The sequence below is a fragment of the Bradyrhizobium neotropicale genome, from assembly GCF_001641695.1.
Lineage (GTDB): Bacteria > Pseudomonadota > Alphaproteobacteria > Rhizobiales > Xanthobacteraceae > Bradyrhizobium > Bradyrhizobium neotropicale.
On sequence record NZ_LSEF01000073.1, the window covers coordinates 22,942 to 44,598 of the forward strand.

The window sequence follows — 21,657 nt, forward strand, 5'->3', positions numbered from 1 at the left end:
GCACAAAGAGAGGCGATGAAACCGCTATCGCCTCCCGCCTCCGCCTGGACCCGCTCGAAACCGCCCTTGCTGCGGTTTCTGGACAATTGTCTCAGCGAATTCTCCGCCGAAACCTCCGGCGCGGTCGCCGACTACATCCCCGAGCTCGGCAAGGCCGACCCTGCCTATTTCGGCATCAGCCTCGCGACGCTGGACGGCCACGTCTACGAAGTGGGCGACAGCCGGGTGCCCTTCACCATCCAGTCGATGTCAAAGCCGTTCGTGTTCGCGCTGGCGCTGGACCTGCTCGGGGCGGCGCGGGTCGAAAGCACGATCGGCGTCGAGCCGTCGGGCGATCCCTTCAACTCGATCCGGCTCAATGCCGAGAACCACCCGTTCAACCCGATGGTCAATGCCGGCGCGATCGCCTGCACCGGGCTGATTCACGAGAGCAAGGGCGACGATGCCTTCGAGCAGATCCGCCTCGCGCTCGGACGTTTCGCCGGTCGCGATCTCGACGTCGACGAGGCCGTCTATACCTCCGAAAGCCAGACCGGCGACCGCAACCGCGCCATTGCCTATCTCCTGCGCACCAATGCCGTGATCAAGGACAATGTCGCCGCTGTGCTCGACGTCTATTTCCGGCAATGCGCGGTGCTGGTGACGGCGCGCGACATCGCGGTGATGGCGGCAACGCTCGCCAACCGCGGCGTCAATCCGGTCACCGGCGAGCAGGTGGTGACCCCCTACGCGATCGCGCGGACGCTGTCGGTCATGACGTCGTCCGGCATGTACGACTATGCCGGCGAGTGGATCTACCGGATCGGCATCCCCGCCAAGAGCGGCGTCGGCGGCGGCATCCTCGCAGCCCTGCCCGCCCGCCTCGGGCTCGGCAGCTATTCGCCGCGGCTTGACAAGCACGGCAATAGCGTGCGCGGCATCAAGGTCTGCGAGGCGCTGTCCTCGCATTACGACCTGCACATGCTCAACCGCAGCGACGACGCCCGCAACGCCGTCATCGCCGACTACGACATCGGCAAGAGCCCGTCGCGGCGCGTGCGCCGTCCGCAGGAGCGCGAGATCCTGGCTGCCCATGAGCAGGAGGTGCGGATCATCGAGCTGGTTGGCACGCTGTCGCTGTCCGCGGTCGACTACGTGTCTCGGCGGCTGGCGGGGCGGCCGCGGCCGCAAATCGTCGTGTTCGACCTGCACCGCGTCACCTCCACGACACGCGCCGGCGCGCGGCTGATCGCGGAGGCTTTTGAGGAACTGGCAGCGCTGAATGTCACGGTGGTCCTGTCCGGGGTCAAGCGCGCCTCCCGGGAATGGAACAGCTTGCGCGAATGGACCGCCGAGCTGAAGAACGTCCGCGACTTCTATCTGCTCGACACCGCAATCGAATGGGCGGAAGACCAGATCGTGTATCGCTATGGCGGCTCGATCGACTTCCACGAGATCACCGAGCTTGCCGAACAGCCCCTGCTCGCCGGCCTGAGCGAGGAGGAGCTGACGGATCTGGCCTCGCTGTGCAGCATCCGGACCTATCAATCCGGCGCGAAAATCCTCACCACCGGCGATCCGGCCGATGCCCTGTTCTTCCTGCGCAGCGGCGCCGTCCACGTCACGCTGCCCGACGGCGTGCGGCTGGCAACGCTGACCGCCGGCATGGCCTTCGGCGAGATGGCGCTCCTGGAGCAGACCCGCTCCGCCGATGTGTTCGCCGACATGGCCGCGACCGCGTTCGAGGTGCCGTTGAAAGATTTCGAACGTTTCCGCAAGCAGCACCCGCGCGCCGGCGAGCGCATCATGCGCAATTTGGCGCAGCTCCTCGCCGATCGCCTGATCGTGGCCAACGCCAAGGTCGACATCCTGACGTCGATGTGAGGCCCTCCGGGATCTTGAGGCGCCTGTTTGTCTGCCGTCACCCATCGGCCTCGTCCTGCGGAGCGCGCTCTTGCGCGCGTCTCGAAGGACGGCCAGAGGCGAGATCCCGCCCGCGGCCATCCTTCGAGACGCCCGCTTCCAGCGGGCCCTCAGGATGAGGTCCATCAGATTGACCGCACGGAAGGGATCGTCTAGCGGCTCGCGGCCTCGCTGAGCCGCCGGTTGATCCTGGCTGCGCTTTTCTTGAGCAGTTCGGACGGCGTCTGGCCGGTCGCCGCGCACAGGCAGGCCCAGTAGTAGATGACATCGCCGAGTTCATCGACGAGACCCGCCTGATCGAGCCAGCCGTCGCGGAGGAGCTTCTTGATGTGGTCGGCGACTTCGCCGGACTCGCCGGCGAGGCCAAGACCGAGATAGGACAACCGCTCGTTCGACGGGTGCTCTTCGACTTTCGCAATGGTTGCGGCCCAGGCCGCATATTCATCGATCGTCATCGGCATCCCTCGCCGCTGCTGTCGGATCAGCCCACCACTTCGGTCACGGGCTGCAGATCGATCTCGAAGGTCTCGAGGAATTTCGAGGTCATGATGTAGAAGCCGACCGAGAGCTGCAGCTCGACCAGCGCGGCCGGCGTGAGCTTTGAGGCGATCGCCTTGAACGTCGCATCCGTCGGCTTGTTCAGCTTGACGATCTCGTCGGTGAAGGCGAGCGCGGCGCGCTGCGTCTCGTCGAAACAGCTCGCGGCCTGCCAGTTCACCAGCGCTTCATTCTGCTCGTCGGTGACGCCGACATTCTTGCCGATGCGCTTGTGTGCAACGATCTCGTACGGCGCCTCGCACAGAATTCCGGTGCGCGTGATCGCGAGCTCGCGCACGATCGGATCGAGCTCGCCTTTGTGGCGGATGGCGCCGCCGAGCCGGCAGTACTGCTCAAAATAGCTCGGCGAATGCGCCATCATGCGGAAGATGTTGGCGTGGCGGTTCTTGTCGAGGATCTCGCGGGTGCGGTCGGATGCCTTGGACGGATCGCTGTAGTCGATGCGGGCCATGATTTTCCTGAGGATTTTGGCCGAAGAGTTTCCTTGAGGATTTTCCTCGGACTTTCGATGCTTTTTGTCGTTGTCGGCGAAAATTCCCGGAAACTGTATTCGCACGCCGACGCAGGAGCAACATTATCGAGTCAAATTGCCGCCGCATTGCTGATCGACCTTGGCACAGTCGATATTCGCCGCGTGGGGACAAATCGCGGCGAGTACTCGAAGTGGGGTGTTCCGAGTAAAAATAATTGGCCATCGATTGCGCAGCGCGCGCAACGATGAGTCACGCCCAAGTCTAGGGAGAAAAAGGCATGAGGGAAGCCACCAGGAGGGCGGCCTCGGGAGCGCTCGCGCATATGCTGGCGGTGACGGCGATGCTCGTCATCGCCAGCATATTGTTCTACGGGCGTTAGCGTTAGTATGAGTGTTTTCGTCATTCCGGGGTGGCTCTCGCACAAGCCAGGCCCAGAATCCCGTTCCAGGTTCGGTCCTTCTGGACCGCCCCCGAATGACGAATCCTACTACGCCTTCTTGGTGAAGAACGGCACGAGCTTGCCGGCAAAGGACTTGAAGCTCGCATCGACCTCATCGCCGATGGCAAGACCGGCCTCGCCGTGCGCCATCATGCGAAAACCCTCGGCGCAATCGACCAGCAGGATGTTGTAGGGCACGTGCGCGCGCGTCTCGGGCGTGGCGGCGCGGCAGACCAGCGAGGTCGCATAGACCCTGCCCTTGCCGCTTGCGTGCTGCTGGCGCGGATTGGCAGCTCCGCAAGCCGCGCAGAAGGCGCGGTGGAAATATTGTACATGGCCGCATGAGCCGCAGGTCTGGTACGTGATGGCCTCTTCGCCCCTGGTCCAGTCGCCAATTCGCTCGTTGCTGCTCATCGCACCTGCTCCAGGAACATGCTGACATGCGAGGACAGCACGCCGCCATCACCGTGCAACAGCGCAATTGAGGCGTCGCGCACCTGGCGATTCGCCGCCCGCCCCGTCATCTGCAGATGCGTCTCGACCAGATGCGCCATGGCGCCGCCGACGCCACAATGGCCGTAGCTGAGAAGGCCACCATGGGTGTTGAGCGGCATTGCCCCGTCGCGGCCGAAATGCCCGGCGCGCACCCGCGCCGCCGCCTCGCCGCGACCCGCAAGCCCGAGGTCTTCCAGCAGCATCGCGAGCGTGATGGTAAAACTGTCGTAGACGGCAGCGTAGCGCACGTCCGAGATCGCAAGGCCCGTCGCCTCCTTGGCGCGCGCGATGGAGATCTCGGCGCCAAGCTCGCTCAGGGCAGGTGCCGCCGTCACATGCTGATGCGTGTGAGCCTGGGCGCAGCCGCGAATGCGCACCCCGGCCGCGCCCATCCGCTCGCGGCTGACGACGAACGCCGCGCCGCCGTCGGACACCGGACAGCAGTCGAGCAGCTTCAGCGGCATCGCCACCGGCTTCGAGGCCATGACGTCGGCGACCGTGATCGGCTCGTGAAATTGCGCACCGGGATGCGTGCAGGCATGCTCGCGCATCAGCACCGCGAACTCGGCAAGGTCTTCTTCGCTCACGCCGTATTCGTGCATGTAGCGTGAGGCGACGAGGCCGTAATAGGCGGGGATGGTCGGCCCCAGCGGCACCTCGTAGTCGGGATGACCGACCTGCGCCAGCGCCTGGATCGAGGCATCGCGGCTCTGTCCGGTAAGACGGTTCTCGCCGGCCACCACGAGCACATGCCGCACCACGCCGGCCTCGACGAGATGATGCGCGAGCATCGTCATCGCCAGCCCCGTGGCGCCGCCGACCTGCACAGCATGGGCATAAGAAGGACAAATGCCGAAGTGCTCGGCGAACACGGTCGCCAGCATGATGTGCGGTGAGACGGTCGAATAGCCGCAGAGAATGCCGTCGATCTCGGCGCGCTTGAGCCCGGCATCGTCGATCGCGAGCTGGGCAGCCCTGCTCATCAGGTCGAGCGAGGACGAGCCTTCGTGCTTGCCGTAGGGTGTGAGGCCAACGCCGGTGATGAAGCTCATGGGATCAACCTCCCTGTCGTCATTCCGTGGCGCGACAACGTCGCGAGCCCGGAATCAATCGTTCAGCATGTGAAGGAGATAAATGGATTCCGGGCTCGCGCCCCAAATGGGCGCGCCCCGGAATGACGAATGAGAGAGCCTTTGCCATCGCTTGCCCCTACTCCGGCAAAGAACGTGTAACACCATCGCGGACCATGGCCGCAATCTCGTCTGCGGCGTACCCGATCTCTCGCAAGATCTCCGCGCCGTGCTCGTTGAGCCGCGGTGCGAGACGGACCGGCTCGGCCTCGGTCTCCGACCAGCTCGCGGTGACCTTCATGCTGCGGATCGGGCCTTCGGTCGGATGCTCGACGACGGGAAAAAAGCCGGTCGCCTCCAGATGCTCATCGTGCAGGATCGACGCGAGGTCGTGCATCGGCATCACCGGCACGTCGGCTTTGGTGAGCAGCTCGATCCATTCGCCCGTGGTGCGCGTCTCGAAGATGCGTGCGAGCTCGGCGTAGACGACGTCGATATTGGCGGCGCGGCCGGCGAAGGTGGCAAACTTCGGATCGGCGCGCAAGTCATCGCGCTCCGTGGCCTTGAAGAAGTTCTCCCACTGCTTGTCGTTGTAGACGATGACGCTGAGATAGCCGTCTGACGTCTTGTAAGGTCTGCGGTCGCGCGAGAGGTGGCGGGCATAGCCGCCCTTGTCGAGCGGCGGCTCGTAGGTAAGCCCGCCCATGTGATCACCCATGACGAAGCCCGCCATGGTTTCGAACATCGGGATGTCGACGCGCTGGCCGCGCCCGGTACGGTCGCGATGCACGAGGCTGGCGCAGATCGCGCCGACGGCGGTTAAGCCCACGATGCGGTCGACCAGCGCATTGGGCACGTAGCGCGGCACGCCGTCGCCGGTCTGCGCCATCAGCGCCGGCAGTGCGGTGGCACCTTGAATCAAATCGTCATAGGCGGGCTTGGCCGCATAGGGCCCGTCCTGGCCGAAGCCGAACACGCCGGCATAGACCAGGCGCGGATTGATCTCGGAGACGACGTCATAACCAAGTTGCAGCCGCGCCATGGCCTGCGGGCGGACGTTGTAGACGAGGACGTCTGCCCCCCTCAGCAGCCGCAGCACGGCCTCCCGGCCGGCGGGCTTCTTGAGGTCGAGGCAGATCGAGCGCTTGCTGCGATTGGTGTTGAGGAACACCGGCCCCATGCCGGCATGCCGCATCGGGCCGATCAGACGGGTGACGTCGCCCTCCAGCGATTCCACCTTGATGACGTCGGCACCGTAGTCGCCGAGCATCTGGGTCGCATAGGGCCCCATCAGCACGGTCGTCATGTCGATGACCTTGATGCCCGCCAAAGGCCCCATAGTTCACTCCCGATTGCGCGGGCTCAGCTATCGGCCCGCGATTTCGGTCCAGCTAACGGCAGCGGCGCGGCGCGAGCAAGGGCGGAGAACGTATGCCCGCATGCACCGCGCGGCGGCAGAGGCGCTATTTCTTCTGGCGGGATTCGCGGATCTTCAGCAGCCGCTCGAGTTCTTCGTTCTGCTGGTTGATGCGATCGGCGATGCGTGCCTCGCTCTGCTCGCCGGAAGCGGCGGCGGCCTGCTCGATGAGCTGCCTGATATTGCTTTCGAGGATCGCAATGCGATCGTTGATTTCGTCGAGTGAAAGTGACGTGTCATTGCTCATGATGCGAATCCTGTAAAATCAATCAAGAGCAGTAGGGTGGGCAAAGCGCAGCGTACCCACCATGACTTAACGCAAAGACAAAGGTGGGCACGGCGCATTGCGCCTTTGCCCACCCTACGAAAGCTTACTTCAACGGCTCCAGCACGGAAACGTAGTTGGCGACGGCGGCGCCGCCCATGTTGAAGATGCCGCCGAGCTTGGCGTTCTTGAGCTGCATGCCCTCGGGGGCCTGGCCCGCAAGCTGCATCGCGGTCATCACGTGCATCGAGACGCCGGTGGCGCCGATCGGATGGCCCTTGGCCTTCAGGCCGCCGGACGGATTGACCGGCAGCTTTCCGTCCTTGAGCGTCCAGCCTTCCTTGATGGCTCGGGCACCCTGCCCCTTCGGCGTCAGGCCCATCGCTTCGTACTCGATCAACTCGGCGACCGTGAAGCAGTCATGGGTCTCGACGAAGGACAAGTCGGAGAGCGAGATTCCGGCCTTCTCCAGCGCGCGCTGCCAGGCAACCGTGCAGCCCTCGAACTGGAGGATGTCGCGCTTCGACATCGGCAGGAAGTCCTGGGCATGCGCGGTGGCGCGGAAGCCGATCGACTTGCTCATGCCCTTGGCTATCTCGGCGTCGGCCAGCACCAGCGCCGCGGCGCCGTCCGAGACGAGCGAGCAGTCCGTGCGCTTCAGGGGTCCCGCGACAAACGGGTTCTTCTCGCTCTCGGCGCGGCAAAACTCGAAGCCGAAATCCTTGCGCATTTGGGCGAAGGGATTGGCGACGCCATTCTTGTGGTTCTTGGCCGCGATCAGCGCCAAGGCATCGGACTGATCGCCGTATTTCTGGAAATAGCCGCTGGCGATCTTGCCGAACACGCCGGCGAAGCCGCCGACGGTGTCGCCATCCTCGGGCAGATAGGACGCCTTCAACAGGTTCTTGCCGATCTCCGGCCCCGGCGTGCGCGTCATCTGCTCGACGCCGACGACCAGCACGATCTTGGCAGCCCCTGCGGCGATCGCGCGCAGTCCCTGGTGCACTGCGGCGGAGCCGGTCGCGCAGGCGTTCTCCACGCGGGTCGCCGGCTTGAAGCGCAGATGCGGGTCGGCCTGGAGCACCAGCGAGGCGGTAAAATCCTGCGGCGAGAAGCCGGCGTTGAAATGGCCGAGCACGATCTCGTCGACGTCGGAGGCGGCAATGCCGGCGTCCGCCAGCGCCTCATTGGCGACGCGGGTGACGAGGCTTTCGACGGTCTCGGTGTCGAACTTGCCGAACGGCGTGTGCGCCCATCCGACGATGCTGGCGGTCATGGTCAATCTCCCTAGGTCTTACCTGACCTAAGTCTTAGCCCATCGATCGCAAGACTTCACGCGGCTTTCAGGGCCTTCAGGGTGCGCTGGCAGATGGCAGTTATGCCGGCCCAGTTCCCGGCCCTGATCTCCGCCGTCGGGCACAGCCAGGACCCGCCGACCGCCACCACATTGGGCTCGGCAAGCCAGGTCGCCGCATTGGCCTCCCCGACGCCGCCGGTGGGACAGAACCGTACGCTCGGGAACGGACCGCCGAGCGCCCGCAGGCCCTTGATGCCGCCGGCCTGCTCGGCCGGGAAGAACTTTGCGAGGTCGAAGCCCGCCGCCAGGGCCATCATCAGCTCGGACGCGGTCGCGATGCCCGGCGCGAACGGCAAGGCGCTGTCGGCTGCGGCCTTCAGCAGATCGGGGGTCAGGCCCGGGCTGATGCCGAACTTGACGCCCAGCTTCTCGACGCGGGCGAAGTCGGCCGGATTGAGGATGGTTCCGATGCCGACGATCGCCTCGGGCACCTCTGACATCATCGCCCTCGCTGCCTCGATCGCAACGGGGGTGCGCAGGGTCACCTCCAGCGTGCGGACGCCGCCGGCGACCAGCGCACGCGCCAGCGGCACGGCATCCTGGATACGCTCGATGGTGAGGACGGGAATGACAGTCGCGGCCTTGAACAGCGCGACGAGTTGGTTCTGTTGGGCAGTCGTGGTCATCGCGTGAATCTTGGCTTTCGTTTCACTTGGTCGCTTATCACTTGGTCGCTTGGCGTGAGGTCGCCGGCCGGTGCCGTTTCTTCGGCGGCATGGCATAGCCCGGAATGATGGCGCCGGGATAGCAGATCACGAGGCTCGCGAGACGGTGACTGGCCTGGGCAGCCTCGACCGGATCGGAACCGGCGAGCCGGGCCGCGATATAGGCCGCGGCAAAGCTGTCGCCGGCCGCGGTGGTGTCGACCACCGGCTTGGTCATCGGCTCGGCACGGATCTCGCTCGTCCCGCCGGGAAAGCGCAGCAGGCTGACGGGCTCGGCGAGCCGGAACACAAGTTCTGGCGCCGGAATGCGCGCCATCAGCTGGTCATGGCTCTCGCCGGGATAGAGCGCGATCAAATCCTCGGTCGAGGTCAGTACGATATCGGCTGTCGCAAACGCCGCATCGAAGACCTCGCGAGCGACGTCGCGATCCGGCCAGCCGCGCGCGCGGAAATTGGTGTCGAACACGAAGCGGGTGCCGAGCAGCCGCGCGCGCTTGATCGCCGCAAACAGGCGCTCGCGCCCGGCCGGATCGTAGATCGAGAGCGTGATCGCCGAGAGATAGATGATATCGTAGCTCATCAACGAGTTGAGGATCTCCTCCGTCTCCGGAATATCCATCAGCCGGCGCGCCGCCGCGCTGTCGCGCCAGTGGAAGAACTGGCGCTCGCCCTTGGCATCTAGCTGGATCATGTAGAGGCCCGGCAGCTTGCCCGGCAGTCGCACGACGCGCCTGGTGCCGACGCCCTCCGCGGCCCAGGCCGCGACCATTTCCTCGCTCAAGGCGTCATCGCCGAGCGCGGTGAAATAGTCGACCTTGACCTCGAGCCGCGCCAGATAGACCGCCGTGTTGAGGGTGTCGCCGCCGAAGCCGCGCGAATAGAGGCCGCCGCCCTGCCCGCTGGATTGTCCGGCAGACTGTCCACCTTGGGCCTGCCTGAGCTCGACCATGCACTCGCCGATGCAAGCAACGCTCGCCATCTGTCGACCCACACTGTTCACCGGTTTAGGTCAGGCGACGAAGTTGCCGCCAAGCTCGTCTTCGATGTGAATGCGGATGATATCGTCGAAGCTCTGCTCGGCGGTGGTGAAGCCGAGCTCGCGCGAGCGCTTCGCATCGAAATTGCGCGGCCATCCGCCGACGATGCCGACGATGAAGGGATCCGGCTCGCGCTTGATGCGCGCGGCGACTTTCTCGCCAGCGACGCGCTTCAGGGCGGCGATCTGCTCGCCGACGGTTGCGGACAGGCCGGGCATGGTGAGGTTGCGGCGCGGACCGACAGCGGCGAGATCCATCGTGCCGGCATGGAGCAGGAAGCCCACGGCAGAGCGCGGCGTGGCGTGCCAGTGGCGGACGTCCTCCGAGACCGGCAGGATCGCCTCCTTGCCGGCAAGCGGCTCGCGCAGGATGTTGGAGAAGAAGCCGGATGCCGCCTTGTTGGGCAGGCCGGGCCGGATGCAGATGGTCGGCAGGCGGATGCCGATGCCGTCGAGGAAGCCGCGGCGCGAATAGTCGGCGAGCAGCAGTTCGCCGATCGCCTTCTGGGTGCCGTAGCTGAGCAACGGCGTGTGGAAGAACTCGTCGCCGATCGCGTCCGGGAACGGCGCGCCGAACACCGCGATCGAGGACGTGAACACCACGCGCGGCTTGTAGCCGCCGCCCGCAAGGCGGATGGCGTCGAGCAGCATCCGCGTGCCGTCGAGATTGATGCGGTAGCCCTTGTCGAAATCGAGCTCGGCTTCGCCGGAGACGATGGCGGCGAGATGGAAGATCACGTCCGGACGGCCCGCGATCAGCTTCTCAGCCGCGCCCGGCACGGCGAAGTCACCCGACACGGTCTCGACGGGAAAGCCGGCCTTTTCCGGCTTCTTCGGCTCGACCACGTCATGCATGGTCAATTTTGTGATGTCGCTCTTGCCGAGCCGGCCGTCGCGCAGCAGCCGTTCACAGAGTTTGCGGCCGACCATGCCGGCAGCGCCCAGAACCAGAATGTGCAAGAGCCTACTCCTTCTTTTTGGTTAGAGAACGCGCCGCGCTTGATACGCTTCTTGGCGCGTTCTCATGGCAGGCCCGCAGGTCACTCCTTCACGGCGCCGGTCATCGCCGACACATAGTGCTCAACGAAGAAGGCGTAAAGGATGACGAGCGGCAGCGAGCCGGCCAGCGCTCCTGCCATCAGCGAGCCCCAGCGGTAGATGTCACCGTCCACGAACTCGTTGACGATCGCGACCGGCACGGTCTTGTTGCTGGTCGATTGCAGGAACGTCAGCGCGTAGATGAACTCGTTCCAGCACAGCGTGAAGCAAAAGATGAAGGCCGAGATCAGGCCGGGTATCGCGAGCGGCAGCACGATCTTGATCAGGATCTGCCAGCGGCTGGCACCATCGATCAGCGCGCACTCCTCGAGCTCGAACGGGATGGTCTTGAAATAGCCCATCAGCAGCCAGGTCGAGAACGGGATCAGGATCGTCGGATAGGTCAGGATCAGCGCCAACGGCGAGTCGAACAGGCCGTACTGGAACACGACGGTGGCGAGCGGAATGAACAGGATCGACGGCGGCACGAGATAGGCGAGGAAGATCAGTCCCCCGACGAGATTGGCCCCCTTGTAGCGCAGCCGCACGATGGCATAGGCGGCCAGCACGCTGGCGAAAATCGAAAGCACCGTCGCGCAGACGGCGACGTACATCGTGTTCCAGAGCCAGTGCGGGTAGTAGCTCTCGAACAACAGCTTGTGGAAGTGCTTGAACGTCGGATTCCAGGTCCAGAACGGATTGTACCGTTCGAGGTCGAGCAGCTGGTCGTCGGGCTTCACCGACGTCAGCGCCATCCAGTAGAACGGGAACAGCAGGATGAAGACGATGATCGCGAGCGGCAGATAGAGCGTCACGATCCTGCGCGGCACCGACTGCAGATAGCTCATGCCCTCGCTGTGATCGGCACGCGCCGGCGTCGATATGACGGCCTTGAGATCGACTTTCGAGGCAGGAAGATCAGTCATTGCTTTCTCCCTGTTGCCACTTGCGCCGCTGCAGACCGAACCAGGAGACCATGATCGCAGCGAGCAGGAACGGAATCATGGCGCTCGAGATCGCGGCCCCCTCGCCCAGCTGCCCGGCGATGATCGCGCGCTGATAGGACAGGGTCGCCATCAGATGAGTGGCGTTGACCGGGCCGCCGCGGGTCATCGCCCAGATCAGCTGGAAGTCGGTAAAGGTGAAGAGCACCGAAAACGTCATGACGACGGCAATGATCGGCGTCAGCAGCGGATAGGTGATGTGCCGGAACATCTGCCAGCGCGACGCGCCGTCGAGGGTTGCAGCCTCATAGAGCGACGGCGAGACGGTCTGCAGCCCCGCGAGCAGCGTGATCGCGACGAACGGAACGCCGCGCCAGACATTGGCGAAGATCACGCAGATGCGTGCCCAGGTGGTGTCGCCCAGGAAATTGATGTTCTGACTGATCAGTCCGAGATGCTTCAACGACCAGGAGATGATCGAGAATTGCGAGTCGAAGATCCACCAGAAGGCGAGCGCCGACAGCACCGTCGGAACGATGAAGGGAATGAGGACCATTGCGCGCAGCATCGCCTTGAAAGGCATGTGCTCGTTCAACAGCAGCGCGAGGTACAGCCCAATGCCGAATTTGAAGGCGCTGGCGACGAAGGTGTAGAGCAGCGTGTTGGTCACCGACAACCAGAAGATGGCGTCGTCCCAGAGCCACTCATAGTTCTCGGTTCCGATAAACTGCCCGACCCTGCCGATGCGGGTGTCCGTGAAGGACAGCCAGATGCCGAGCCCCAGCGGATAGGCCAGGAAGAAGATCAGGAACGCCATGGCCGGCAGCATGAACCAGAAGCCGAGCCAGTTGCGATTGTGTTTGAGCTGGGTCCAGGCGTTGACCTCTCTCATCTGAGGCCTGGCCCGGGGAACTACGACATCAGCCATGCCCGATATCCCTGATCGAAGTGTTGACGAGCGGGCGGCCAGACTGCCGCCCGCTCCGTGACCCTCAGCGATAGATGCGCTTCAGCTGGCGCTCGGCTTCCACCATCGCGCCCTTCGCATCCTTGGAGCCGGTGCAATAGTTGGCGAACATGTCGACGACGATGAAGTCGGCGATTGCGGTTGCCGCCTTCTCGCCGACCGTGCCGATGCCGGACGCCGGCAGGGTGCGCTTCGAAGCCTGGGAGAACACGAAGTTCTTGGGATCCGCCGTCCAGATCGGCGCCGACTCATAGGCGTTCAAGGTCTGCGTCAGATAGCCTTGCGCGCCATCCAGCCACTTCTCGTAGTTTTCCTTCTCCAGCATGAAGGCGACGAAGGCCTTCGCCGCGTTCGGATATTTGGTGAAGTTGAAGGCGAGGATCGGCAGCGCAAGCTGCAGCTCGGTCGGCTTGCCGATCGGCCCTACCGGCCAAAGCGCGTGATAGGTGTCCTCGGCAAGCTCCTTCTTGGTCGGATCGGTCTTGGCGGCCACGTAGATCGAGATGCCGTTCGCCGTGCAATAGAGCTCGCCGGCGAGGAACGCCTTGTTGTTGGAGGAATCGTTCCAGGACGGCGTGCCCGGGATGAAGCTCTCGTACAGCGCCTTGCAATATTCCAGCGCCTTTGCCGTCTCCGGCGAGTTGATGATGATCTTGTCGTTCTGGTCGACCGTGTAGGCGCCGTGCCCCCACAGCACCCAGTGCAGCCACGAATTGGCGTCGCCCGACGCATGGCCGAGAGCGAAGCCGGCCGGCGTGTTGTTCGCCTTGAGGGCCTTGCACATCTCGAGGAAGCTGGGGAAGTCCTTCGGGAACTCCTTGAAGCCCGCCTTGTCGAGCGCCGACTTGCGGTAGGTCATGTAACCGCCGTTGGTCGCGACGGGAATGCCGAGCCAGTCGTCGCCGAGCTTGCAGGTCTTGGCGGCCGCATCCGTCCAGCCGCCATATTTCTTGCCGAGATAATCGGCGACGTCGTTCATCTTCAGCACTTTGGTGGGGAAGAGCTGCGGCAGCGTGTGCAAGCCCCAGGCGAGATCGAGCCCGGAGCCGGTATTGGCTGCAACCGAAGCCTTCGGCTGCACGTCCTCGAAGGATTCGCTGAACACGTTCATCTCGGTGCCGGTCGCTGTCTTGAACGCTGCGACCATTGCGTTGAACGCATCGTCCTCCTGCGGCACGAAACGCTTCCAGCGCATCACGGTCAGCTTGGCGCCCGGCTCCGCCTTCCACGGCGAGCTCTGCGCCCAGGCCTTGGCGAACTCGAACAGTGCCGGCCCAGTCAGCATGCCGGTGGCAGCCAGAGCCGTTCCGCCTTGAAGCAGAGTCCGGCGGGTAAAGTCTTGCATGTCGTCCTCCCTGTGATGCTTTTTATTGTCTTGCTATGGTCTTGCGCTACGCGTTCAGCCGCTTGCCGGTCGCCTCGTCGAACAAGTGGACCAGGGCCGGATCCGGCTTCAGCCGGACCTTGTCGCCCGGGTTGAACTGATGTCGCTCGCGGAAGACCGCGACGACCTGCTCGCCGCCGATCTTCGCGAACACCTGCGTTTCGGAGCCGGTCGGCTCGACCACGACGATCTCGGCCTCGGCGCCGTCGTCGGCGATCGTGAAGTGCTCGGGCCGCACGCCATAGACCGCAGGACGACCGTCGGAGGCGGTCGGCGCGGTCTTGAGCGGCAGCTTGACGCCGTTCGGTCCCTCAAAGACGGCAACGCCGTTCGTGCGCACATGGCCTTTCAGGAAGTTCATAGCCGGGGAGCCGATGAAGCCGGCGACGAACTGGTTGTCCGGCTTGTCGTAGAGCTCGAGCGGCGTGCCCATCTGCTCGACGATGCCGTCGTGCATGACGACGATCTTGTCGGCCATCGTCATGGCCTCGATCTGGTCGTGGGTGACGTAGACGGTGGTCGTCTTCAGCCGCTGGTGCAGCTCCTTGATCTCGGTACGCATGGCGACACGCAACTTGGCGTCGAGGTTCGACAGCGGTTCGTCGAACAGGAACACCTGCGGATCGCGCACGATGGCGCGGCCCATGGCGACGCGCTGGCGCTGGCCGCCGGAGAGCTGCCGCGGATAGCGTTCGAGCAGCGGCGACAGCGCGAGAATTTCAGCGGCGCGCTTGACGCGCTTGTTGATCTCGTCGGAGCTCGCGCCGCGCAGCTTGAGCGAGAAGCCCATGTTGTCCCCAACCGTCATGTGCGGGTACAGCGCGTAGTTCTGGAACACCATCGCAATGTCCCGCTCCTTGGGCTGGACATTGTTGACGACGCGATCGCCGATCGAGATCGTGCCCGAGGTGATGTTCTCGAGGCCGGCCAGCATGCGCAGAAGCGTCGACTTGCCGCAGCCGGAGGGGCCAACCAGGACGACGAACTGACCGTCCTCGATCGGAACCGTCACGCCGTGCAGGACTTCAAAATTGCCGAACGATTTCCGCACGTCGCGGATTTGCACAGACGACATCTAGCTCCCTCCTCACGAATCCACGACGCCCCTAGCGCCGCGACCGTCTTGTTCTTTCAGGCTTCACCGACCGAAGCCCGATCTTAACGGGCGACATTGTCGGCAGTTTGTGCGGTTTTGGCAATTTGTCTTTGGTTAGTATTTGCTGGTAGCGCTGTCAACGTTCCTTTGTTTGCGGGAGGGCCTGTGCTATGAGCAGCAAATGGGTCGAAAGCGCACCAAGTCAGGCAAAATCCGGCTGGCGGAAGTCGCCGAGCTTGCCGGCGTCAGCCCGATCACGGCCTCCCGCTTCTTCCGCAATCCCGAGGCCTTGTCGGTCGCCAAGCGGGCCCGGGTCGAAAGCGCCGCCAAGGAGCTCGGCTATGTGCCGAACCTCGCGGCGCGCGCGCTGGCCTCGCAGCGCACCGAGGTGATCGGCGTCCTAATCCCCTCGCTCACCAACAACGTGTTCTCGGACGTGCTGCGCGGCATCTATGATGCCTCCGAAGGCAGCCGCTATTCGATCCAGCTCTCCAACACCCGCTACAGCATCCTCCAGGAGGAGAGACTGTTGCGGCTATTTCTGGCGCAGAAGCCGGCCGGGCTGATCGTCACAGGGATCGACCAGACCGCGGAATCACGCGCGATGATGGAGGCGGCCGACTGCCCGATCGTGCAGATCATGGAGCTCGGACCCAGTCCCGTCGACATGATGATCGGCTTTTCGCACTATGATGCAGCGCGCGCGGCGGTTGCGCACTTGTTCGCGCAGGGCTGTCGCCGGATTGGATTCGTGGGGGCGCGCATGGACCCGCGGGTGCAGCGGCGGCTCGACGGCTATGTCTCGGCCATGAAGGACACCGCGCTGTACGAGCAGCGTCTCGTCGTCACGACCGCCACACCGACCTCGGTGACGCTCGGCGGCGCCCTGTTCGCCGATCTGCTGGCGCGGGAGCCTGGCATCGATGGGGTGTTCTGCGCCAACGACGACCTCGCGCTCGGCGTGCTGTTTGAATGCCGTCGCCGGGAGATCGAAGTGCCCGAGCAGATCGCGATCGTCGGCTTCAACGATCTCGAATTCATGGCAAGCACCGTCCCCACCCTGACCAGCGTGCGCACCAACCGCTATGAGATGGGCCGCACCGCCGCCACGATGCTGGTCGAGGCGATCGAAGGACGGCGACCGGAGGAGCCGGTGCTCGATCTCGGCTTCAAGGTGATCGAACGGCAGAGCTCGCTGGCGCAGCGCGCGGAGAGCCAGCCAATGGTGTCCGAACTGGTGGCGGATCGAACAAAATGATAGCGTTACCAACCGCCCATGACTAGTATCGCACTTGTGAGGAAATGACCCGCCGCGGCAAACGATCCATCGTCCGCGCCGTTGGGCATCGCACAAGCCGACAACGCAAGACCGACGCCAGTGCGTTTGCATTGCAGGAGAGACCAATGACAAAAAAACCAACCAACGGGCAAGCGCCCGCCAGCAACGGCAGTCGCCGGCACCTTCGTTCCCAGGAATGGTTCAACAACCCGCATAATCCCGGCATGACCGCGCTCTATATGGAGCGCTATCTCAATTACGGCCTCACCCGTGCCGAGCTGCAGTCCGGCAAGCCGATCATCGGCATCGCGCAGACCGGCAACGACCTCTCCCCCTGCAACCGCCACCATATCGAGCTCGCCCATCGCGTCCGCGAAGGCATCCGCGAGGCCGGCGGCATCGCGATGGAATTTCCAACCCATCCGATCCAGGAGACCGGCAAGCGCCCGACCGCGGCGCTCGATCGCAACCTTGCCTATCTCGGCCTGGTCGAGATCCTGTACGGCTATCCGCTCGACGGCGTCGTGCTGACCACCGGCTGCGACAAGACCACGCCGGCCTGCATGATGGCGGCCGCCACCGTGAACCTGCCGGCGATCGTGCTGTCGGGCGGCCCGATGCTCAACGGCTGGCACGACGGCGAGCGCACCGGCTCCGGCACCATCGTCTGGAAGTCGCGCGAGCGGCTCGCCGCCGGCGAGATCGACTATGAGGAGTTCATGGAGATCGTGGCGTCGTCGGCGCCCTCGGTCGGCCATTGCAACACCATGGGCACCGCCTCGACCATGAACGGGCTTGCCGAAGCCCTGGGCTTCTCGCTGCCGGGCTGCGCGGCGATCCCGGCGCCCTATCGCGAGCGCGGCCAGATCGCCTACGAGACGGGCAAGCGCATCGTCGAGATGGTCTGGGAGGATCTGAAGCCCTCGGACATCCTGACCCGCAAGGCGTTCGAGAACTGCATCGTGATCAACTCGGCGATCGGCGGCTCGACCAACGCGCCGATCCACATCAACGCGCTGGCGCGCCACATCGGCGTGGAGCTGTCGATCGACGACTGGCAGAAATACGGCCACGGCGTGCCGCTGCTCGTCAACATGCAGCCGGCCGGCTTCTATCTCGGCGAGGAATTTCACCGCGCCGGCGGCATACCGGCTGTGGTGCGCGAGCTGATGCAGCACAAGCGCATCCATGAGGACGCGGTCACGGTTAACGGCCGCGGCATTGGCGAGAACTGCAAGGATGCGCCCAAGCCCGACAACGACGTGATCTGGAATTACGACAAGCCGCTGGTGAAGGACGCCGGCTTCCTTGTGCTGAGAGGCAACCTGTTCGACTCCGCGATCATGAAGACCAGCGTGATCTCCAAGGAGTTTCGCGACCGCTACCTCAGCAACCCGAAGGACCTCAACGCCTTCGAGGGCCGCGCCATCGTGTTCGAGGGGCCCGAGGACTATCACGAGCGGATCGACGATCCCTCGCTCGACATCGACGAGCGCTGTGTGCTGTTCATCCGCGGCACCGGCCCGATCGGCTATCCCGGCGGCGCCGAGGTCGTGAACATGCAGCCACCCGCGGCGCTGATCAAACGCGGCATCCTGTCCCTGCCCTGCATCGGCGACGGCCGCCAGTCCGGCACCTCGGGCTCGCCGTCGATCCTCAACGCCTCGCCGGAAGCCGCCGCCAATGGCGGGCTCGCGATTCTCAAGACCGGCGACAAGGTGCGCATCGACCTCAACAAGGGCAGCGCCAACATCCTGATCTCCGACGACGAGGTGAAGAAGCGCCACGCCGAGCTGACGGCCAATGGCGGCTTCAAGCATCCGCCGAACCAGACGCCCTGGCAGGAGATCTATCGCAACACCGTCGGCCAGCAGTCGACCGGGGCCTGCATGGAGCTCGCCACGCGCTATCAGAACGTCGCCGGCACATTCGGTGTGGCGCGGGACAACCACTAGCAACGACATCGTCATTGCGAGCGAAGCGAAGCAATCCAGAGTTATCTCCGCGGAGACACCCTGGATTGCGTCGTCGCAAGCGCTCCTCGCAATGACGAGCCAACAGACACATTCAAGGTGAGGAGAACAAGAAAATGGCAGACCGCCTCAAGGGAAAACGCGCCGTTGTCACCGCCGCAGCCGCGGGCATCGGGCGTGCATGCGCAATCGCATTCGCGCGTGAAGGCGCAACCGTGATCGCCACCGACATCAACGAGAGCGGCATCGCCAGCCTCGGCAAGGAGGGCATCGCCGAGACGGCCAAGCTCGACGTTCGCAACAGCGCCGACGTCAACGCCTTCGCCAAGCGCATCGGCAAGGTCGATATCCTGCTCAACGCGGCGGGCTTCGTGCACCACGGCACCATCCTGGACTGCTCGGAAGAGGATTGGGATTTTTCGTTCGACCTCAACGTCAAGTCCATGCACCGGACCATCAAGGCGTTTCTGCCGGCAATGCTGGCCGGCGGGGGCGGCAGCATTGTCAACATCTCGTCCTGCGCGGCGCTCAGGCCACCGGCCAATCGTTATGCCTACAGCGCATCCAAGGCGGCAGTGTCGCTCTTGACGCGCGCGGTTGCGCTCGACTTCATCACGCAAGGCATCCGCTGCAACAGCATCTGCCCCGGCACCGTCGAGACACCGTCGATGCTCGACCGTGCCGCCGCCCAGGGCCCGCAGGGCAAGGAGATGTTCATCTCCCGACAGAAGATGGGTCGGCTCGGCACCGCGGAGGAAATCGCGGCCATGGCCGTCTATCTCGGCAGCGACGAAAGCGCGTTCACCACCGGCGTCGACCTCGTCGTCGACGGCGGCTACATGCTCTGATCACGCCTCATCCCGAGAAGGCGCGACCAGCTCCGTCTCGAGGGATGGGCCACGAGCTTCATGGTTCGAGACGCTCGCAAAAGCGGGCTCCTCACCATGAGGGATAGAGAACGGGGATTCTGCATGAACAAGATCGATCTGAACGGCCGCGTTGCCATCGTCACGGGCGGCGCGCAGGGCTTTGGCCGCGCCATCGCCGAACGTTTCGTCGCCTCCGGCGCCAAGGTCGCGATCTGGGATTTTGATGCGAACCTGGCCGAGAAGACTGCCAAGGAGATCGGCGGCGACGCGCGCGTCTTCAAGGTCGACATCACTGACACTGCCGCAGTCGAGCAGGCGCGCGATGCCACTTTGGCTGCCTTCGGCAAGATCGACATCCTCGTCAACAATGCCGGTATCGCCGGCGTCAACAAGAGCGTCTGGGAGACCGACCTCGAGGAATGGCGGAAAGTCCTGCGCATCAACCTCGACGGCCCCTTCATCTGTTGCAAGGCGATCGTGCCCGCGATGCTCAAGCAGAAATACGGGCGGATCGTGAACATCGCCTCGATCGCCGGCAAGGAAGGCAATCCCAACGCGGCGCACTACTCGGCCTCCAAGGCCGGACTGATCGCGCTGACGAAATCGCTCGGCAAGGAGCTCGCCGCGCATGACATCCTCGTGAATGCGGTGACGCCGGCCGCGGCGAAAACCGCGATCTTCGACCAGATGACGCAGCAGCATATCGACTTCATGCTGTCAAAAATCCCGAAGGGTCGCTTCGTGCTGGTGGAAGAGCTTGCCGCGATGGTGGCCTGGCTTGCATCCGAAGATTGTGCCTTCTCCACCGGCGCGGTGTTTGATATTTCCGGTGGCCGGGCGACCTACTGAGACATTGGACGCCCTTAAGGGGGCGACCATGGGGCTTGCACGTCGGGATTTTGTAAAGCTCGCAGCGGGAGCGTGCGCGCTGCCGCTCGTTGGCCCTGCCTTCGCGCAACTGGCGCCCAATCCCCCGAACATCCGTCCGCCATCGCCGGCCGAGCGCGGCGCGATGGCGCGGCTGGCGCGCGCCTTCATGGACAAGTACGACGTGCCGGCGCTGTCCTTCGCCATCGGCTATGCCGGCGCGATCGTCCACCAGGACGCACTCGGTCTTGCCGATCGCGAGCGCAACGAGGCGGTGACGCCGCGGCATCTGTTCCGGATCGCCAGCGTCAGCAAGATGATCACTTCGGTCACGATCTTCCGCCTGATCGAGGAGAACCGCGTCAAGCTGTCGGACCGGGTGTTCGGCCCTGGTGCGATCCTCGGCACCGACTACGGGCAGCCGCCCTACTCCGCCGGCATCGACCAGATCACGCTCGAGCACCTGTTGACGCACACCGCCGGCGGCTGGAGCAACGACAACCGCGATCCCATGTTCACGCATCCGCGGATGGATCACGCACAGCTCATCGCATGGACGCTCGCCAACCGGCCGCTCGATCGCCCGCCCGGCCAGCGCTACGCCTATTCCAACTTCGGCTATTGCGTGGTGGGTCGGATCATCGAGAAGCTCACCGGCCAGCCCTATGCGGATTACGTCCGCACTGAGGTGCTCGGCCGCTGCGGCGTCTCCGACATGTCGATCGCCGGCAACACCCGCGATCAGCGCCAGGCCGGCGAAGTCGCCTACTACAGCCAGGGCGAAAACCCCTACGACATGAACGTGAGGCGGATGGACTCTCACGGCGGCTGGATCGCGACGCCCGCCGATATCGTGCAGTTCCTGATGCATGTCGACGGCTACGCGAGGCCGGCAAACATCCTGCGGCCGCGGACCATCCAGACCATGACAACAGCCCCCGCGGTCAGCCCGGATTACGCCAAGGGCTTTTGCGTCAACAAATCCGACAATTGGTGGCACAATGGCAGCCTGCCCGGCACCAGCACGATTGCCGTGCGCACCCATGGCGGCTTCTGCTGGGCCGCCTTCACCAACACACGGCGCGGGAATTCCAACATGGACGGCGATCTCGACGAGCTCAACTGGAACATGGCGCGCCAGGTCGGCGAGTGGCGGGTGGCCTGAGCCATGATCCGGGAAGGTGGATGCCTGTGCGGCGCAGTGCGGTTCAAGGCAGAAGGCGAGCCGCTCAATGTCCGCATCTGCCACTGCCGCAACTGCCAGAAGGCGATGGGTTCGCCCTTCTTCGCCCGCGCGCAGTTCGATCAGAAGGCGCTGACGGTCGAGGGCGACACCGCCCGCTATGCCTCATCGGAGCACATCGATCGCGTGTTCTGTACACGTTGCGGCACGCGCCTGTTCGCCTGGCGACGCAACGGTACGCTCGCGGGCGTGGCGCTGGCGACATTCGACGACCGTAACGCCTTCGCACCGACCGAGCACATCTGGGTCTCGGAAAAGATCGCCTGGCTGAAGCTCGACGACGGCCTGCCGCAATATTCGACGACGATCCCGGCGTGACG

Annotated in this window: 22 protein-coding genes; 8 read left to right on the forward strand and 14 right to left on the reverse strand. The window is 64.3% G+C overall.

The window, feature by feature from the left end; genetic code table 11:
* Positions 1–15: 15 nt before the first annotated feature.
* Positions 16–1,863, forward strand: a complete 1,848-nt coding sequence (gene glsA / locus AXW67_RS24180; protein ID WP_063679876.1) for a glutaminase A — start codon at positions 16–18, stop codon at positions 1,861–1,863.
* Between the two features lie 191 nt (positions 1,864–2,054).
* Here the strand turns inward: glsA and AXW67_RS24185 are convergent, their stop codons facing one another.
* Together AXW67_RS24185 and AXW67_RS24190 are read right to left on the reverse strand one after the other, a co-directional pair.
* On the reverse strand, positions 2,055–2,357 hold the full coding sequence (locus tag AXW67_RS24185; protein WP_027551574.1) for a nucleoside triphosphate pyrophosphohydrolase family protein: 303 nt from the start codon (positions 2,355–2,357) through the stop codon (positions 2,055–2,057).
* Between the two features lie 26 nt (positions 2,358–2,383).
* Positions 2,384–2,911, reverse strand: a complete 528-nt coding sequence (locus AXW67_RS24190) for a carboxymuconolactone decarboxylase family protein (RefSeq protein WP_027551575.1) — start codon at positions 2,909–2,911, stop codon at positions 2,384–2,386.
* A gap of 33 nt (positions 2,912–2,944) precedes the next feature.
* On the opposite strand from AXW67_RS24190, the gene AXW67_RS42140 reads away from it, so the two are divergent.
* Positions 2,945–3,181 carry a hypothetical protein gene (locus AXW67_RS42140; protein WP_145927836.1) on the forward strand — a complete coding sequence of 79 codons (237 nt, stop codon included), beginning with the start codon at positions 2,945–2,947 and terminating at the stop codon, positions 3,179–3,181.
* A 239-nt stretch (positions 3,182–3,420) separates the two neighbouring features.
* On the opposite strand, the gene AXW67_RS24195 is transcribed toward AXW67_RS42140, so the two are convergent.
* The 12 genes from AXW67_RS24195 to AXW67_RS24250 form a co-directional block, all read right to left on the reverse strand.
* A complete protein-coding gene (locus AXW67_RS24195; RefSeq protein ID WP_027551576.1) occupies positions 3,421–3,786 on the reverse strand; it encodes a Zn-ribbon domain-containing OB-fold protein in 366 nt (121 codons plus the stop codon).
* Positions 3,783–4,919 carry a thiolase family protein gene (locus tag AXW67_RS24200; RefSeq protein WP_063679877.1) on the reverse strand — a complete coding sequence of 379 codons (1,137 nt, stop codon included), beginning with the start codon at positions 4,917–4,919 and terminating at the stop codon, positions 3,783–3,785. The genes AXW67_RS24195 and AXW67_RS24200 overlap by 4 nt, the downstream gene beginning before the upstream one ends.
* 157 nt (positions 4,920–5,076) lie before the next feature.
* Positions 5,077–6,276 carry a CaiB/BaiF CoA transferase family protein gene (locus AXW67_RS24205; RefSeq protein ID WP_063679878.1) on the reverse strand — a complete coding sequence of 400 codons (1,200 nt, stop codon included), beginning with the start codon at positions 6,274–6,276 and terminating at the stop codon, positions 5,077–5,079.
* Between the two features lie 124 nt (positions 6,277–6,400).
* Positions 6,401–6,601, reverse strand: coding sequence for a hypothetical protein (locus AXW67_RS24210; RefSeq protein WP_063679879.1), 201 nt, complete (start codon positions 6,599–6,601; stop codon positions 6,401–6,403).
* A 124-nt stretch (positions 6,602–6,725) separates the two neighbouring features.
* On the reverse strand, positions 6,726–7,895 hold the full coding sequence (locus AXW67_RS24215) for an acetyl-CoA acetyltransferase (protein ID WP_063679880.1): 1,170 nt from the start codon (positions 7,893–7,895) through the stop codon (positions 6,726–6,728).
* Between the two features lie 56 nt (positions 7,896–7,951).
* Positions 7,952–8,602: a bifunctional 4-hydroxy-2-oxoglutarate aldolase/2-dehydro-3-deoxy-phosphogluconate aldolase gene (gene eda, locus AXW67_RS24220; protein ID WP_063679881.1), complete on the reverse strand. Its 651-nt coding sequence runs from the start codon at positions 8,600–8,602 to the stop codon at positions 7,952–7,954.
* Positions 8,603–8,639: 37 nt separating this feature from the next.
* Entirely contained in the window at positions 8,640–9,620 is a 981-nt protein-coding gene (locus AXW67_RS24225; protein WP_063679882.1) for a sugar kinase, read from the reverse strand.
* Between the two features lie 30 nt (positions 9,621–9,650).
* Positions 9,651–10,637: a D-erythronate dehydrogenase gene (gene denD, locus AXW67_RS24230; RefSeq protein ID WP_063679883.1), complete on the reverse strand. Its 987-nt coding sequence runs from the start codon at positions 10,635–10,637 to the stop codon at positions 9,651–9,653.
* 80 nt (positions 10,638–10,717) lie between these two features.
* Positions 10,718–11,641 (reverse strand): carbohydrate ABC transporter permease, encoded by a 924-nt coding sequence (locus AXW67_RS24235; protein WP_063679884.1) that lies wholly within the window; start codon positions 11,639–11,641, stop codon positions 10,718–10,720.
* Complete coding sequence (locus AXW67_RS24240) at positions 11,634–12,551, reverse strand: carbohydrate ABC transporter permease (RefSeq protein WP_201723708.1); 918 nt, start codon at positions 12,549–12,551, stop codon at positions 11,634–11,636. The genes AXW67_RS24235 and AXW67_RS24240 overlap by 8 nt, the downstream gene beginning before the upstream one ends.
* A gap of 100 nt (positions 12,552–12,651) precedes the next feature.
* Entirely contained in the window at positions 12,652–13,971 is a 1,320-nt protein-coding gene (locus tag AXW67_RS24245) for an ABC transporter substrate-binding protein (protein ID WP_063679886.1), read from the reverse strand.
* 46 nt (positions 13,972–14,017) lie between these two features.
* A complete protein-coding gene (locus AXW67_RS24250; protein ID WP_027551587.1) occupies positions 14,018–15,085 on the reverse strand; it encodes an ABC transporter ATP-binding protein in 1,068 nt (355 codons plus the stop codon).
* Positions 15,086–15,287: 202 nt separating this feature from the next.
* Here AXW67_RS24250 and gntR point away from each other — a divergent pair, with 202 nt between their 5' ends.
* From gntR to AXW67_RS24280, 6 genes are all read left to right on the forward strand, one after another.
* Positions 15,288–16,364 (forward strand): HTH-type transcriptional regulator GntR, encoded by a 1,077-nt coding sequence (gene gntR / locus AXW67_RS24255; RefSeq protein WP_051310549.1) that lies wholly within the window; start codon positions 15,288–15,290, stop codon positions 16,362–16,364.
* Positions 16,365–16,510: 146 nt separating this feature from the next.
* Complete coding sequence (locus AXW67_RS24260) at positions 16,511–18,340, forward strand: IlvD/Edd family dehydratase (RefSeq protein ID WP_063679887.1); 1,830 nt, start codon at positions 16,511–16,513, stop codon at positions 18,338–18,340.
* Positions 18,341–18,474: 134 nt separating this feature from the next.
* Complete coding sequence (locus AXW67_RS24265) at positions 18,475–19,206, forward strand: SDR family oxidoreductase (RefSeq protein ID WP_063679888.1); 732 nt, start codon at positions 18,475–18,477, stop codon at positions 19,204–19,206.
* A 123-nt stretch (positions 19,207–19,329) separates the two neighbouring features.
* On the forward strand, positions 19,330–20,076 hold the full coding sequence (locus tag AXW67_RS24270) for an SDR family NAD(P)-dependent oxidoreductase (RefSeq protein ID WP_063679889.1): 747 nt from the start codon (positions 19,330–19,332) through the stop codon (positions 20,074–20,076).
* 28 nt (positions 20,077–20,104) lie between these two features.
* Positions 20,105–21,259 carry a serine hydrolase domain-containing protein gene (locus AXW67_RS24275; protein ID WP_063679890.1) on the forward strand — a complete coding sequence of 385 codons (1,155 nt, stop codon included), beginning with the start codon at positions 20,105–20,107 and terminating at the stop codon, positions 21,257–21,259.
* 3 nt (positions 21,260–21,262) lie between these two features.
* Positions 21,263–21,655, forward strand: coding sequence for a GFA family protein (locus AXW67_RS24280; RefSeq protein ID WP_027551592.1), 393 nt, complete (start codon positions 21,263–21,265; stop codon positions 21,653–21,655).
* The last annotated feature ends 2 nt before the right edge of the window (positions 21,656–21,657 follow it).

Coding starts and splice junctions, on each gene's coding strand:
- glsA (WP_063679876.1), top strand. CDS start 16: ATGAAACCGCTATCGCCTCCCGCCTCCGCCTGGACCCGCTCGAAACCG.
- AXW67_RS24185 (WP_027551574.1), bottom strand. CDS start 2,357: ATGACGATCGATGAATATGCGGCCTGGGCCGCAACCATTGCGAAAGTC.
- AXW67_RS24190 (WP_027551575.1), bottom strand. CDS start 2,911: ATGGCCCGCATCGACTACAGCGATCCGTCCAAGGCATCCGACCGCACC.
- AXW67_RS24195 (WP_027551576.1), bottom strand. CDS start 3,786: ATGAGCAGCAACGAGCGAATTGGCGACTGGACCAGGGGCGAAGAGGCC.
- AXW67_RS24200 (WP_063679877.1), bottom strand. CDS start 4,919: ATGAGCTTCATCACCGGCGTTGGCCTCACACCCTACGGCAAGCACGAA.
- AXW67_RS24205 (WP_063679878.1), bottom strand. CDS start 6,276: ATGGGGCCTTTGGCGGGCATCAAGGTCATCGACATGACGACCGTGCTG.
- AXW67_RS24210 (WP_063679879.1), bottom strand. CDS start 6,601: ATGAGCAATGACACGTCACTTTCACTCGACGAAATCAACGATCGCATT.
- AXW67_RS24215 (WP_063679880.1), bottom strand. CDS start 7,895: ATGACCGCCAGCATCGTCGGATGGGCGCACACGCCGTTCGGCAAGTTC.
- eda (WP_063679881.1), bottom strand. CDS start 8,602: ATGACCACGACTGCCCAACAGAACCAACTCGTCGCGCTGTTCAAGGCC.
- AXW67_RS24225 (WP_063679882.1), bottom strand. CDS start 9,620: ATGGCGAGCGTTGCTTGCATCGGCGAGTGCATGGTCGAGCTCAGGCAG.
- AXW67_RS24235 (WP_063679884.1), bottom strand. CDS start 11,641: ATGACTGATCTTCCTGCCTCGAAAGTCGATCTCAAGGCCGTCATATCG.
- AXW67_RS24240 (WP_201723708.1), bottom strand. CDS start 12,551: ATGAGAGAGGTCAACGCCTGGACCCAGCTCAAACACAATCGCAACTGG.
- AXW67_RS24245 (WP_063679886.1), bottom strand. CDS start 13,971: ATGCAAGACTTTACCCGCCGGACTCTGCTTCAAGGCGGAACGGCTCTG.
- AXW67_RS24250 (WP_027551587.1), bottom strand. CDS start 15,085: ATGTCGTCTGTGCAAATCCGCGACGTGCGGAAATCGTTCGGCAATTTT.
- gntR (WP_051310549.1), top strand. CDS start 15,288: ATGGGTCGAAAGCGCACCAAGTCAGGCAAAATCCGGCTGGCGGAAGTC.
- AXW67_RS24260 (WP_063679887.1), top strand. CDS start 16,511: ATGACAAAAAAACCAACCAACGGGCAAGCGCCCGCCAGCAACGGCAGT.
- AXW67_RS24265 (WP_063679888.1), top strand. CDS start 18,475: ATGGCAGACCGCCTCAAGGGAAAACGCGCCGTTGTCACCGCCGCAGCC.
- AXW67_RS24270 (WP_063679889.1), top strand. CDS start 19,330: ATGAACAAGATCGATCTGAACGGCCGCGTTGCCATCGTCACGGGCGGC.
- AXW67_RS24275 (WP_063679890.1), top strand. CDS start 20,105: ATGGGGCTTGCACGTCGGGATTTTGTAAAGCTCGCAGCGGGAGCGTGC.
- AXW67_RS24280 (WP_027551592.1), top strand. CDS start 21,263: ATGATCCGGGAAGGTGGATGCCTGTGCGGCGCAGTGCGGTTCAAGGCA.